General features: G+C 44.8%; 13 protein-coding genes. 12 read left to right on the forward strand and 1 reads right to left on the reverse strand.

What is annotated here, in order from left to right; translation table 11 throughout:
- Positions 1-37 precede the first annotated feature (37 nt).
- Entirely contained in the window at positions 38-226 is a 189-nt protein-coding gene (rpmB, locus tag AC0OMA_RS08710) for a 50S ribosomal protein L28 (RefSeq protein ID WP_003221548.1), read from the reverse strand.
- A 276-nt stretch (positions 227-502) separates the two neighbouring features.
- Here rpmB and AC0OMA_RS08715 point away from each other — a divergent pair, with 276 nt between their 5' ends.
- The 12 genes from AC0OMA_RS08715 to smc all read left to right on the forward strand — a co-directional run bounded on the left by AC0OMA_RS08715 (position 503) and on the right by smc (position 14,558).
- Positions 503-865: an Asp23/Gls24 family envelope stress response protein gene (locus tag AC0OMA_RS08715; protein ID WP_003232054.1), complete on the forward strand. Its 363-nt coding sequence runs from the start codon at positions 503-505 to the stop codon at positions 863-865.
- Positions 866-880: 15 nt separating this feature from the next.
- Entirely contained in the window at positions 881-2,542 is a 1,662-nt protein-coding gene (locus AC0OMA_RS08720; protein WP_268555227.1) for a DAK2 domain-containing protein, read from the forward strand.
- 138 nt (positions 2,543-2,680) lie between these two features.
- The gene (gene sdaAB / locus AC0OMA_RS08725) at positions 2,681-3,343 is read left to right on the forward strand and encodes an L-serine ammonia-lyase, iron-sulfur-dependent subunit beta (RefSeq protein WP_003232050.1); all 663 of its coding nucleotides are present in this window, start codon (positions 2,681-2,683) and stop codon (positions 3,341-3,343) included.
- Between the two features lie 24 nt (positions 3,344-3,367).
- Positions 3,368-4,270 carry an L-serine ammonia-lyase, iron-sulfur-dependent, subunit alpha gene (sdaAA, locus tag AC0OMA_RS08730; RefSeq protein WP_474222043.1) on the forward strand — a complete coding sequence of 301 codons (903 nt, stop codon included), beginning with the start codon at positions 3,368-3,370 and terminating at the stop codon, positions 4,268-4,270.
- Positions 4,248-6,296 carry an ATP-dependent DNA helicase RecG gene (gene recG, locus AC0OMA_RS08735; RefSeq protein WP_014479767.1) on the forward strand — a complete coding sequence of 683 codons (2,049 nt, stop codon included), beginning with the start codon at positions 4,248-4,250 and terminating at the stop codon, positions 6,294-6,296. The genes sdaAA and recG overlap by 23 nt, the downstream gene beginning before the upstream one ends.
- A gap of 108 nt (positions 6,297-6,404) precedes the next feature.
- The gene (fapR, locus tag AC0OMA_RS08740) at positions 6,405-6,971 is read left to right on the forward strand and encodes a transcription factor FapR (protein WP_003232044.1); all 567 of its coding nucleotides are present in this window, start codon (positions 6,405-6,407) and stop codon (positions 6,969-6,971) included.
- A 13-nt stretch (positions 6,972-6,984) separates the two neighbouring features.
- The gene (gene plsX, locus AC0OMA_RS08745) at positions 6,985-7,986 is read left to right on the forward strand and encodes a phosphate acyltransferase PlsX (protein WP_003232041.1); all 1,002 of its coding nucleotides are present in this window, start codon (positions 6,985-6,987) and stop codon (positions 7,984-7,986) included.
- Positions 7,987-8,004: 18 nt separating this feature from the next.
- Entirely contained in the window at positions 8,005-8,958 is a 954-nt protein-coding gene (gene fabD / locus AC0OMA_RS08750) for an ACP S-malonyltransferase (RefSeq protein WP_015383644.1), read from the forward strand.
- A complete protein-coding gene (fabG, locus tag AC0OMA_RS08755; protein ID WP_474222044.1) occupies positions 8,951-9,691 on the forward strand; it encodes a 3-oxoacyl-[acyl-carrier-protein] reductase in 741 nt (246 codons plus the stop codon). The genes fabD and fabG overlap by 8 nt, the downstream gene beginning before the upstream one ends.
- A gap of 83 nt (positions 9,692-9,774) precedes the next feature.
- Positions 9,775-10,008 (forward strand): acyl carrier protein, encoded by a 234-nt coding sequence (acpP, locus tag AC0OMA_RS08760; protein WP_003154310.1) that lies wholly within the window; start codon positions 9,775-9,777, stop codon positions 10,006-10,008.
- 139 nt (positions 10,009-10,147) lie between these two features.
- On the forward strand, positions 10,148-10,897 hold the full coding sequence (gene rncS, locus AC0OMA_RS08765) for a ribonuclease III (protein ID WP_003232030.1): 750 nt from the start codon (positions 10,148-10,150) through the stop codon (positions 10,895-10,897).
- A gap of 100 nt (positions 10,898-10,997) precedes the next feature.
- The gene (gene smc, locus AC0OMA_RS08770) at positions 10,998-14,558 is read left to right on the forward strand and encodes a chromosome segregation protein SMC (protein WP_474222045.1); all 3,561 of its coding nucleotides are present in this window, start codon (positions 10,998-11,000) and stop codon (positions 14,556-14,558) included.
- Positions 14,559-14,560 lie beyond the last annotated feature (2 nt).

Below are 14,560 nucleotides of genomic sequence, written 5' to 3' on the forward strand. Positions count from 1 at the left end.
AAACGCCTGCCACATATCGGGGCAGGCGTTCATTTTGTTATACACGCTCAACTTTACCGGATTTCAAAGCTCGAGCAGATACATATACTTTTTTAGGTTTTCCGTTCACAAGGATACGAACCTTTTGAAGATTCGCGCCCCAAGTGCGCTTAGAAGCGTTCATTGCGTGAGAACGGTTATTCCCAGCTGTTGTTTTTTTACCTGTGATAACGCATTTACGTGCCATTTGTTTCCCTCCTCACTTGCACAAAACATCTACTTTTTAACATTCATATAATCTTAGATGCTTTCGATATGGATACTTTAAATAATTTACCACAGCTAAAAAACGTTTGCAACTATTGTTTCATCATCTTTCAAGAAAATTCACTTGACATCTTGCGGAAAAAGCAGCGCTATAGTATATGTAGAGGTACGGCCAGCGATTATTGCCTGGTCTTTTCATAATGGAAACCATATAGTAGAATAGCTGTAACTCTATGCATTCGAAGGAGGAACTAGTGTGTCCATTGAATTAAGAACGAAGTACGGACAGATTGATATATCTAATGAAGTCATTGCGATGGTTGCAGGAGGCGCGGCGGTTGACTGTTACGGCATTGTCGGCATGGCCTCTAAAAACCAGATTAAAGACGGACTGACTGAAATCCTTCGGAAAGAGAATTTCAGCAGGGGTGTCCAAGTTCGCCAAGAAGGAGAACAGATACATATCGACATGTATATCATTGTCAGCTACGGCACGAAAATTTCTGAAGTGGCACATAATGTCCAAACAAAAGTAAAGTACACAGTAAATCAAACCATCGGACTGGCAGTGGACTCTGTCAATATTTATGTCCAAGGCGTACGAGTGACGAACCCGTAGTTAGGAGGAGTAGGATTGTCTATCAGAACATTAAACGGCAGAACCTTTGCCGAGATGATTCTTGCGGGAGCGCAGAATCTGTCTCAAAACGCCAGTGCAGTTGATGCACTGAACGTGTTTCCGGTGCCGGACGGTGATACGGGAACAAATATGAACCTGTCGATGACTTCTGGAGCAAGAGAAGTTGAACAAATGGATACGGATGATATCGGGAAGGTGGGTTCCGCGTTATCTAAAGGGCTGCTCATGGGAGCACGCGGAAATTCAGGAGTTATCCTATCCCAATTGTTCCGCGGATTTAGCAAAAACATTGAAACGAAAAAAGAAATTAATGCACTTGAGTTTGCCGCTGCGCTGCAAGCAGGTGTAGACATGGCGTATAAAGCTGTCATGAAACCTGTAGAGGGCACCATTTTAACAGTTGCAAAAGACGCTGCAAAAAAAGCAATGATCTTAGCAGAAAAAGAAACCGATATCACTGCGCTGATGACTGCAGTGACAGAAGAAGCAGAGGCGTCTTTAAACCGCACCCCTGAATTGCTACCTGTCCTAAAGGAAGTAGGAGTTGTCGATAGCGGGGGCAAAGGCCTGCTCTGTGTGTATGAAGGTTTCCTTGCTTCATTAAAAGGTGAAACTGTACCTCAGAAAGCAGTTCTTCCGTCACTTGACGACATGGTCAGCGCAGAGCATCACAAGAGCGCGCAAAGCATGATGAATACCGAAGATATTGAATTTGGATTCTGTACCGAAGTGATGGTTAGGCTTGATCAGACAAAAAGAGAGTTCGACGAAGGCACTTTCAGGCAAGACCTCAGCCAGTTCGGAGATTCTCTGCTTGTGATTGCGGATGAATCGCTGGCGAAGGTTCATATTCATGCTGAAGAGCCGGGAAACGTGTTAAACTACGCCCAGCATTACGGTGAATTGATCAAAATAAAAATAGAAAATATGAGAGAACAGCATACCTCTATCATCAGTCAAGAAAGCAAACCTGCAGACAACGAAACACCGCCGGCAAAACAGCCGTATGGCATTGTGACTGTAGCGATGGGAGAAGGAATTTCAGACCTATTCAAAAGCATTGGCGCTTCTGTTGTGATCGAAGGCGGCCAGACCATGAACCCAAGCACTGAGGATATTGTTGATGCCGTGAAGTCTGTAAATGCAGATACGGTATTTATCCTGCCTAACAACTCCAACATTATCATGGCTGCTAACCAAGCGGCCAGTGTAGTGGATGAACAGGTTTTTGTCATTCCTGCTAAAACGGTTCCGCAAGGGATGTCAGCCCTGCTGGCTTTTAACCCGGATCAAGAAGCTGAAGCGAACGAGGCCAATATGCTAAGTGCCATTCAGCAAGTAAAAAGCGGACAGGTGACATTCTCAGTCAGAGATACTCATATTGACGGTAAAGATATTAAAAAAGGCGACTTTATGGGCATTCTGAATGGAACGATTATCGGCACTTCTGAAAATCAGCTGTCAGCCGCGAAAATGCTGCTGTCAGAAATGATCGGAGAAGATGATGAAATCGTGACCATTCTATATGGTGAGGATGCGTCTCAGGAAGAAGCTGAGCAGCTTGAAGCGTTTCTCAGTGAAAAGTACGAGGAGATTGAGGTTGAGATCCACAATGGGAAACAGCCTCTGTATTCGTATATAGTTTCTGCAGAATAGAAGGGCAATTTGCCCTTCTATTCTTATGTCTGCTTTTAAGTGCGGCAGCGCTGTAACGCGCCCGCTTGCCATTTTATATCTGATCAATTAGTCTAGAAGCAAAGCGCTAATAAGCTCTGGTTCATAAGGAGGAATAGCATGAAATACAGAAGCGTTTTTGATATTATCGGCCCGGTTATGATCGGTCCGTCCAGCTCTCATACAGCGGGAGCTGCTAGAATCGGGAGAGTGGCCAGAAGTTTATTTGGCAGAGAGCCTGAGCGCATCATTGTATCTTTTTACGGGTCGTTTGCGGAAACGTATAAGGGCCACGGCACAGATGTCGCGATTATCGGCGGATTGCTTGATTTTGATACATTCGATGAACGGATTAAAACCGCTATACAAATTGCAGAAGCTAAAGGAATTGATATAGAGTTTCGGGTAGAAGACGCAGTCCCGGTCCATCCGAACACAGCAAAAATCACCATTTCTGATGAAAAGGGTGAGCTGGAACTGACGGGTATTTCGATTGGCGGAGGAAAGATTGAAATCACAGAATTGAATGGTTTTGAGCTCCGGCTGTCAGGAAATCATCCGGCCATATTAGTTGTTCATAATGACAAATTTGGCACAATTGCCGGTGTTGCCAATGTTCTGGCGAAATTTTCAATCAACGTAGGACATATGGAAGTAGCCCGGAAAGATATCGGCCAGCTTGCGCTGATGACAATAGAGGTCGATCAAAATATTGACGACCATATTCTCGACGAGCTGTCGAAGCTGCCGAATATTATTCAAGTGACAAAGATTGCTGACTAGCGAAAGGGTCAGGAGGAGCCAGTTATGTTTCGTAATGTAAAAGAATTAATTGAGATTACTAAAGAAAAACAAATATTGATCTCTGATGTGATGATAGCTCAAGAGATGGAAGTAACAGAAAAAACAAAAGAGGACATTTTTCAGCAGATGGATCATAACCTGTCTGTTATGGAAGCGGCGGTTCAGAAAGGACTCGAGGGAGTTACGAGCCAAACGGGCTTAACAGGCGGAGATGCCGTTAAATTGCAGGCCTATATTCGATCAGGAAAAAGCCTGTCTGGCCCGCTGATTTTAGATGCTGTATCGAAAGCCGTTGCAACAAATGAAGTAAATGCAGCAATGGGAACCATCTGTGCGACACCGACTGCAGGTTCTGCCGGTGTGGTGCCCGGTACGTTATTTGCTGTAAAAGAAAAGCTGAATCCAACAAGAGAACAAATGATCCGCTTTTTGTTAACAGCCGGGGCTTTCGGATTTGTCGTAGCTAATAACGCAAGTATTTCCGGCGCCGCCGGAGGATGTCAGGCAGAGGTTGGATCAGCTTCAGGCATGGCGGCTGCGGCCATTGTTGAAATGGCAGGAGGAACACCCGAACAAAGCGCGGAGGCCATGGCCATTACATTAAAAAATATGCTAGGCCTCGTGTGCGACCCTGTTGCAGGGCTTGTTGAGGTGCCTTGCGTGAAACGGAATGCGATGGGCGCGTCAAATGCGATGATTGCCGCTGATATGGCATTGGCGGGCATTACAAGCCGTATTCCATGTGATGAGGTTATCGATGCCATGTATAAAATAGGCCAAACGATGCCGACTGCACTTAGAGAAACAGGCCAGGGCGGTTTAGCGGCAACACCGACAGGAAGAGAATTAGAGAAAAAAATTTTCGGAGGAGCGCTAGGTTCACGTGAAACAACATCAGCAAACTAGTATAGCTAACATTAAGGGTATTGGGCCGGAAACAGAAAAAACATTACACGAACTCGGTATTTATGACATTTCTGATCTTCTGAATTATTTCCCTTATCGCTATGATGACTACGAGCTGAGGGATTTAGAAGAAGTAAAGCATGATGAAAGAGTCACAGTCGAAGGGAAGGTTCATTCAGAGCCTTCTCTTACCTATTACGGAAAAAAACGAAACAGGCTGACATTCAGGCTTCTGGTCGGCCACTATTTAATTACAGCCGTATGTTTTAACCGGCCTTATTTGAAGAAGCAGCTTTCGCTCGGCTCTGTGGTGACGGTTTCAGGAAAATGGGACAAGCACCGCCAAACCATCTCTGTTCAGGAGTTGAAAAACGGGCCGCATCAAGAAGACAAAAGCATTGAACCAGTGTATTCTGTGAAAGAAAATGTTACCGTCAAAATGATGAGGCGCTTTATTCAGCAGGCGCTGACCCAATATGCAGACTCACTTCCTGATCCTCTTCCGGAAAAGCTAAGAAAAAGCTATAAACTGCCTGACTATTATCAGGCGTTAAAAGCAATGCACCAGCCTGAAACAAGGGAAGCATTAAAGCTTGCCAGACGGCGGTTTGTTTATGAAGAATTTTTGTTGTTTCAGTTGAAAATGCAGGCGTTCCGAAAGGCGGAAAGAGAGCAGACACAAGGGATACGGCAGCGTTTTTCAAACGAAGAACTCATGAGATTTATCAAAAGCCTCCCGTTTCCCCTCACAAACGCCCAGTCACGCGTTCTTCGCGAAATAACAGCAGACATGTCTTCTCCATACAGAATGAACCGTCTTCTTCAAGGGGACGTTGGATCAGGAAAAACGGCAGTCGCCGCCATTGCACTGTATGCCGCGATCCTATCCGGATACCAAGGAGCGCTCATGGTGCCGACAGAAATTCTGGCCGAGCAGCATGCTGATTCGCTCGTTTCGCTATTTGAAAAATGGGACGTCAGCGTTGCTCTTTTGACAAGCTCTGTTAAAGGGAAGCGGCGAAAAGAACTGCTTGAACGTCTTGCGGCGGGTGAGATTGATATTCTTGTAGGAACCCACGCTTTAATCCAAGACGAGGTGGAGTTTAAGGCGCTGAGTCTCGTTATTACTGATGAACAGCACAGATTTGGAGTTGAGCAGCGCAAAAAGCTTCGGAACAAAGGGCAGGATCCCGATGTTCTCTTTATGACAGCCACTCCAATCCCAAGAACATTAGCGATCACAGTGTTCGGTGAAATGGATGTATCTGTCATTGATGAGATGCCGGCTGGACGAAAGCGAATTGAAACCTATTGGGTAAAACATGACATGCTGGATCGTATTTTGGCATTTGTCGAAAAAGAATTAAAGCAAGGCAGGCAGGCTTATATCATCTGTCCGCTGATTGAAGAATCAGACAAGCTTGATGTGCAAAACGCCATTGACGTGTACAATATGCTTTCTGATATTTTTCGGGGAAAATGGAATGTCGGCCTTATGCATGGGAAGCTGCATTCCGATGAAAAAGACCAGGTCATGAGAGAATTCAGCGCAAATCACTGTCAAATTCTCGTATCAACCACTGTTGTGGAGGTTGGCGTGAATGTTCCGAATGCAACAATTATGGTGATTTATGACGCCGACCGTTTCGGACTATCACAGCTTCACCAGCTGCGCGGCCGTGTTGGACGGGGTGAGCATCAATCTTTCTGTATTCTGATGGCTGATCCAAAATCAGAAACAGGGAAAGAACGGATGAGGATCATGTCGGAGACCAATGACGGTTTCGAGCTGTCTGAAAAGGATCTGGAACTGAGAGGTCCCGGTGATTTCTTCGGGAAAAAACAAAGCGGAATGCCGGAATTTAAAGTGGCGGACATGGTTCATGATTACAGAGCACTTGAAACGGCAAGGCAGGATGCTGCGAATCTTGTGGCTTCTGACGCGTTCTGGAAGGAGCCGGAATACGCTGTGTTAAGAGATGAATTGCTGAAGAGCGGAGTAATGGACGGGGAAAAATTAAGCTGAGTATCAGAAGTTTTTGGTGTTCAGCCAGAAACAATCGTTGCATTCCAATCTATGAAATTATATACTACTATTAGTACCTAGTCTTAATTGTCCGGATGGTGTTTAGATATGAGAAGAAATAAGAGAGAACGCCAGGAATTACTTCAGCAGACGATTCAAGCAACCCCCTTTATTACAGATGAAGAATTAGCGGGTAAATTCGGGGTGAGCATCCAGACGATACGTTTGGACCGCTTAGAGCTTTCCATACCTGAACTGAGAGAAAGAATTAAGAACGTGGCAGAGAAAACACTTGAGGACGAAGTGAAGTCCCTGTCACTTGATGAAGTTATCGGAGAAATTATTGACCTTGAGCTGGATGATCAGGCGATATCCATTTTAGAAATAAAACAGGAGCACGTGTTCAGCCGGAATCAGATTGCGAGAGGACACCATTTATTTGCACAGGCAAATTCTTTGGCCGTTGCAGTCATTGATGACGAGCTGGCGCTGACTGCAAGTGCAGACATCCGCTTTACAAGACAGGTAAAGCAGGGTGAACGTGTCGTAGCAAAAGCGAAAGTGACGGCTGTCGAAAAAGAAAAAGGAAGAACGGTTGTCGAAGTGAACAGCTACGTTGGCGAAGAAATTGTTTTTTCTGGACGCTTTGACATGTATCGTTCAAAACATTCATAAAGGTGGAGCATGCATGAGAATAGCTGTAGATGCAATGGGAGGAGACCACGCTCCCAAAGCTGTTATTGACGGAGTTATAAAAGGTATAGAGGCATTTGATGATCTCCATATCACACTTGTCGGTGACAAAACAACGATAGAATCACATTTAACAACTACATCAGATCGCATCACGGTGCTGCACGCAGATGAAGTGATTGAGCCTACGGATGAACCTGTCCGTGCCGTGCGAAGAAAAAAGAACTCATCTATGGTTCTTATGGCGCAGGAGGTTGCGGAAAACAGAGCTGACGCCTGCATTTCAGCAGGAAATACCGGTGCATTAATGACAGCCGGTCTCTTTATTGTCGGAAGAATTAAAGGAATTGACCGTCCGGCGCTTGCTCCGACACTTCCGACTGTTTCGGGAGACGGATTTCTTCTCCTTGATGTCGGCGCCAATGTCGATGCCAAACCGGAGCACCTCGTTCAATATGCCATCATGGGTTCTGTTTATTCTCAGCAAGTGCGCGGTGTCACTTCACCGAGAGTCGGACTTTTAAATGTCGGAACAGAAGATAAAAAAGGAAACGAACTGACGAAGCAGACGTTTCAAATTTTAAAAGAAACAGCAAACATCAATTTTATCGGAAACGTGGAAGCGCGAGACCTTTTAGATGATGTGGCTGATGTTGTAGTAACAGACGGCTTTACCGGGAATGTTACACTCAAAACGCTGGAAGGCTCTGCGTTGTCTATTTTTAAAATGATGAGAGACGTAATGACGTCTACTTTGACATCAAAGCTTGCAGCAGCTGTGCTGAAGCCAAAATTGAAAGAAATGAAAATGAAAATGGAGTATTCGAATTATGGCGGAGCAAGTCTTTTTGGCTTAAAAGCCCCTGTGATCAAGGCGCACGGCTCTTCAGATTCAAATGCTGTATTCCATGCGATTCGGCAAGCAAGAGAGATGGTCAGCCAAAATGTGGCTGCGCTCATTCAGGAAGAAGTGAAAGAAGAAAAAACAGATGAGTAGTCTGGAGGTTTTTACATCATGAGTAAGATTGCATTTTTATTCCCGGGTCAGGGATCACAATTTATCGGCATGGGGAAAGAGCTTTATGAGCAGGTGCCTGCTGCAAAGCGTCTGTTTGATGAAGCCGATGAAACGTTGGAAACAAAACTCAGCTCGCTTATTTTTGAGGGTGCTGCTGAAGAATTAACACTTACATACAATGCGCAGCCTGCTTTGCTTACGACAAGCATCGCTGTTCTTGAGAAATTTAAAGAATCTGGCATTACACCTGATTTCACAGCAGGACACAGCCTTGGTGAATATTCTGCACTGGTTGCGGCTGGCGCTCTGTCTTTCAAAGATGCTGTTTATACCGTCAGAAAGCGCGGAGAGTTTATGAATGAAGCGGTGCCGGCTGGCGAAGGAGCAATGGCTGCGATTCTCGGCATGGATGCTGAAGCATTAAAGCAAGTAACCGATAAAGTCACAGAGGAAGGCAACCTTGTACAGCTTGCGAATCTCAACTGTCCTGGCCAAATCGTCATTTCCGGAACAGCTAAAGGGGTTGAGCTTGCATCTGAACTGGCAAAAGAGAACGGAGCAAAACGCGCAATTCCGCTTGAAGTAAGCGGTCCGTTCCATTCTGAACTGATGAAACCGGCTGCTGAAAAGCTGAAAGAGGTATTGGACGCCTGTGACATAAAAGACGCTGACGTTCCGGTCATCTCAAATGTTTCTGCTGACGTGATGACTGAAAAAGCAGATATCAAAGAAAAACTTATTGAGCAGCTTTATTCTCCGGTTCGTTTTGAGGAAAGCATTAACAAGCTGATCGCAGAGGGTGTTACGACTTTTATCGAAATCGGTCCCGGAAAAGTGCTTTCAGGCCTTGTGAAAAAAGTAAATAGACGGTTAAAAACAATTGCTGTATCAGATCCGGAAACGATCGAGCTGGCAATTCAAACGCTTAAGGAGGAGAATGATAATGCTTAATGATAAAACGGCTATTGTCACTGGCGCATCCCGCGGAATCGGCCGCTCAATCGCCCTTGATCTGGCAAAAAGCGGAGCAAATGTTGTCGTGAATTACTCCGGCAATGAAGCGAAAGCAAATGAAGTGGTAGATGAAATCAAATCTATGGGCAGAAACGCAATTGCTGTCAAAGCGGATGTATCAAATCCCGAAGATGTACAAAACATGATAAAAGAAACGCTGTCTGTTTTTTCTACAATTGACATTCTGGTTAATAATGCGGGAATTACAAGAGACAATCTCATCATGAGAATGAAAGAAGACGAATGGGATGACGTTATTAACATTAACCTGAAGGGTGTTTTCAACTGCACGAAAGCTGTTACAAGACAAATGATGAAACAGCGTTCAGGCCGGATTATTAACGTATCGTCTATCGTCGGCGTCAGCGGAAACCCTGGACAAGCCAACTATGTGGCTGCAAAAGCCGGCGTCATCGGTTTAACCAAGTCTTCTGCTAAAGAGCTCGCCAGCCGAAATATTACGGTAAACGCAATAGCGCCAGGATTTATCTCAACTGATATGACAGATAAACTTGCAAAAGACGTTCAAGACGAAATGCTGAAACAAATTCCGCTCGCGCGCTTTGGTGAACCTGGCGATGTCAGCAGTGTTGTCACGTTCCTAGCTTCAGAGGGAGCCCGTTATATGACAGGCCAAACGCTTCATATTGACGGCGGAATGGTGATGTAAGTTTTTTCTCGAAAATTTCATCATAGTTTCTCTAGTTTTTTAAAAACGAATCCACTATAATACTTGAGGGGAGGTGAATTGCTATGGCAGACACATTAGAGCGTGTAACGAAAATCATCGTAGATCGCCTTGGCGTTGATGAAGCAGACGTCAAACTTGAAGCTTCTTTCAAGGAAGACTTAGGTGCTGATTCCCTAGATGTAGTTGAGCTTGTTATGGAACTTGAAGACGAGTTTGATATGGAGATTTCTGACGAAGATGCTGAAAAGATTGCAACAGTCGGCGACGCTGTGAACTACATACAAAACCAGCAATAAGCTGATGCTAAAAGTCCCGCCAAAACGCGGGGCTTTAGCCCTTTATTCGTGCAGTTATTACAGCATGCCGCTTTTACGCGCGCTGTATCCGGTTTAGTCAGAGAAGCGCGGTGAACCTGATGTGCCTATGGAGGTTACTATGTCAAAACACTCACATTATAAAGATAAAAAAAAGTTCTATAAAAAAGTAGAACAATTTAAAGAGTTTCAAGAACGGATTTCGGTTCACTTTCAAAATGAAAAGCTTTTGTATCAAGCATTTACACATTCATCTTATGTGAATGAGCATCGGAAAAAGCCGTATGAAGATAATGAAAGGCTTGAATTTTTAGGTGACGCTGTTTTGGAACTGACGATCTCCAGATTCTTATTTGCCAAATACCCGGCTATGAGTGAAGGAGATTTGACGAAATTGAGAGCCGCAATTGTTTGCGAACCGTCTCTCGTTTCATTGGCTCACGAGCTGTCATTCGGCGATCTTGTCCTGTTGGGTAAAGGCGAGGAAATGACAGGCGGAAGAAAGCGTCCTGCTCTATTGGCGGATGTTTTTGAGGCATTTATCGGAGCCTTGTATCTTGACCAAGGATTAGAGCCGGTCGAAAGTTTCTTAAAAGTTTATGTGTTCCCTAAAATTAACGATGGTGCTTTTTCTCATGTGATGGATTTCAAAAGCCAGCTGCAGGAATACGTGCAGCGGGACGGCAAAGGCTCTCTGGAGTATAAAATTTCCAACGAAAAAGGACCTGCGCACAACCGTGAATTTGAAGCCATCGTATCTCTAAAAGGTGAACCACTCGGAGTCGGAAACGGCCGTTCAAAGAAAGAAGCCGAACAGCACGCTGCTCAGGAAGCTTTAGCTAAATTGCAAAAACACCATACGAAACAATAAAATCCCCCTTATGACTCAGGGGGATTTCAGTATGTATGCCGTCTTATTTCACCAATGTTTATGATAGAATTGAAATACTTATTACATAAGGAGGATCGCTATGTTCCTCAAACGTTTAGACGTTATAGGATTTAAATCATTTGCAGAACGGATTTCCGTAGACTTCGTTAAAGGCGTGACAGCGGTTGTCGGGCCGAACGGAAGCGGAAAAAGCAACATCACGGATGCCATTCGCTGGGTTCTCGGCGAACAATCGGCACGCTCTCTTCGCGGCGGAAAAATGGAGGACATTATTTTTGCCGGGAGTGATTCAAGAAAGCGATTAAATCTAGCTGAAGTTACGCTTACTCTTGATAATGATGATCATTTCTTGCCAATTGACTTCCACGAGGTGAGTGTCACAAGACGTGTGTACAGATCAGGTGAGAGTGAGTTTCTGATTAACAATCAGCCATGTCGGTTAAAAGATATTATTGATTTATTTATGGACTCTGGCCTTGGTAAAGAAGCATTTTCTATTATCAGCCAAGGGAAAGTGGAAGAGATCCTGAGCAGCAAAGCGGAGGATCGCCGCAGTATCTTTGAAGAAGCGGCCGGGGTGCTTAAATATAAAACGAGAAAGAAAAAAGCAGAAAATAAACTGTTTGAGACACAGGATAATCTAAATCGGGTAGAAGATATATTACATGAGCTTGAAGGACAGGTTGAACCTCTTAAAATTCAAGCTTCAATAGCGAAAGACTACCTTGAGAAAAAGAAAGAGCTGGAGCATGTTGAAATTGCGCTGACTGCCTATGATATCGAAGAGCTGCATGGTAAATGGTCGACTCTTAAAGAGAAAGTGCAGATGGCAAAAGAAGAAGAGCTTGCTGAATCGTCTGCTATTTCTGCGAAAGAAGCAAAGATTGAGGATACAAGGGACAAAATACAAGCGCTTGATGAGTCAGTAGATGAGCTCCAGCAAGTTTTACTGGTAACTAGTGAAGAGCTGGAAAAGCTTGAAGGCCGTAAAGAAGTCCTGAAAGAACGAAAGAAAAACGCTGTACAAAACCAAGAACAGCTTGAAGAAGCTATCGTTCAGTTCCAGCAAAAAGAAACGGCTCTGAAAGAAGAGCTATCGAAGCAGGAAGCTGTCTTCGAAACGCTTCAGGCTGAGGTGAAGCAGTTAAGGGCGCAAGTAAAAGAAAAACAGCAGGCTCTCAGTCTTCACAATGAAAATGTCGAAGAGAAAATCGAGCAGCTGAAAAGTGATTATTTTGAGCTGTTAAACAGCCAGGCTTCGATACGCAACGAACTCCAGCTTCTTGATGACCAGATGTCTCAATCCGCTGTCACATTGCAAAGACTTGCGGACAACAATGAAAAGCACCTGCAGGAACGGCGTGATATTTCTGCGCGTAAAGCCGCATGTGAAACGGAATTTGCCCGAATTGAGCAGGAGATTCACAGTCAAGTCGGTGCATATCGTGATATGCAGACAAAATATGAGCAGAAAAAGCGCCAATACGAAAAAAATGAATCCGCTCTGTATCAGGCATACCAATACGTTCAGCAAGCGAGATCAAAAAAGGACATGCTTGAGACGATGCAGGGAGATTTCTCCGGCTTTTATCAGGGTGTTAAAGAAGTGCTGAAAGCGAAAGAGCGCCTTGGCGGAATTCGCGGAGCGGTTCTTGAGCTGATTTCTACAGAACAGAAGTATGAAACGGCCATTGAAATAGCGCTCGGCGCTTCTGCTCAGCATGTCGTGACCGACGATGAACAATCTGCCCGAAAAGCGATTCAATATTTAAAGCAGAATTCCTTCGGCCGGGCGACGTTTCTGCCTCTTTCTGTTATTAGAGACCGCCAGCTTCAAAGCCGTGACGCGGAAACAGCCGCCCGGCATTCATCATTTCTCGGGGTTGCCAGTGAACTTGTCACATTTGATCCTGCGTATCGAAGCGTCATCCAGAATCTTCTTGGAACCGTTCTGATCACAGAGGACTTAAAGGGTGCAAACGAGCTTGCGAAGCTTCTCGGGCACCGGTACCGCATCGTAACCCTTGAGGGAGATGTTGTGAACCCCGGTGGTTCAATGACGGGCGGCGCGGTTAAAAAGAAAAATAACTCCCTCCTTGGAAGAAGCCGGGAGCTAGAAGATGTGACGAAACGGCTCGCTGAAATGGAAGAGAAAACAGCACTGCTTGAACAAGAGGTCAAAACCCTTAAGCAATCCATTCAGGATATGGAGAAAAAACTGGCTGACTTAAGAGAAACCGGGGAAGGCTTAAGGTTAAAGCAGCAGGATGTGAAAGGCCAGCTGTACGAACTTCAAGTTGCCGAGAAAAATATCAATACCCATTTAGAGCTCTATGACCAAGAAAAATCTGCTCTGTCAGAAAGCGATGAAGAGAAAAAAGCGCGCAAACGCAAGCTTGAAGAAGAGCTCTCTGCCGTTTCTGAAAAGATGAAACAGCTTGAAGAGGACATAGACAAACTGACAAAACAAAAACAAACGCAATCCTCAACGAAAGAGTCTCTCTCCAACGAGCTGACTGAGCTGAAGATCGCTGCGGCCAAAAAAGAGCAGGCATGCAAGGGGGAAGAGGACAACCTTGCCAGATTAAAGAAAGAGCTCACTGAAACAGAGCTTGCGTTAAAAGAAGCAAAAGAAGACTTAAGCTTCTTAACGTCAGAGATGTCATCTAGCACCAGCGGCGAAGAAAAGCTGGAAGAAGCAGCAAAACATAAATTGAATGACAAAACGAAAACGATCGAACTGATTGCATTAAGGCGCGATCAGCGCATCAAGCTTCAGCATGGGCTTGATACGTATGAGCGTGAGCTGAAAGAAATGAAACGCCTGTATAAACAAAAAACAACGCTCTTAAAAGACGAAGAAGTCAAACTCGGACGGATGGAAGTCGAGCTTGATAATTTACTCCAATACTTACGGGAGGAATACAGCTTGTCCTTTGAGGGGGCAAAAGAGAAATATCAGCTTGAAACTGATCCAGAGGAAGCCAGAAAGCGCGTGAAGCTGATTAAACTCGCAATTGAAGAGCTGGGTACCGTGAACCTCGGAAGCATAGATGAGTTTGAGAGGGTCAACGAACGGTACAAGTTTCTGTCGGAACAAAAAGAAGATTTAACAGAAGCGAAAAATACCTTGTTCCAAGTGATTGAAGAAATGGATGAAGAAATGACGAAGCGCTTTAACGACACATTCGTCCAAATCCGCTCACACTTTGATCAAGTTTTCCGATCCTTATTCGGAGGAGGGCGAGCTGAACTGAGGCTCACCGATCCTAACGATCTGCTTCATTCAGGAGTCGAGATTATCGCTCAGCCGCCGGGGAAAAAGCTGCAAAACTTAAACCTCCTGTCAGGCGGAGAGCGTGCGCTTACTGCTATAGCGCTCTTATTCTCAATCCTAAAGGTTCGTCCAGTGCCGTTTTGCGTCCTTGATGAAGTAGAGGCTGCGCTCGACGAAGCGAATGTGTTCCGGTTTGCGCAGTATTTAAAAAAATACAGCAGTGATACCCAGTTTATTGTGATTACCCACAGAAAAGGAACGATGGAGGAAGCGGATGTGCTTTATGGCGTAACCATGCAGGAATCCGGTGTTTCCAAGGTAATCTCCGTTAAGCTGGAAGAAACAAAAGAATTCGTTCAGTAACG

Source organism: Bacillus sp. AMCV2 (assembly GCF_056033925.1).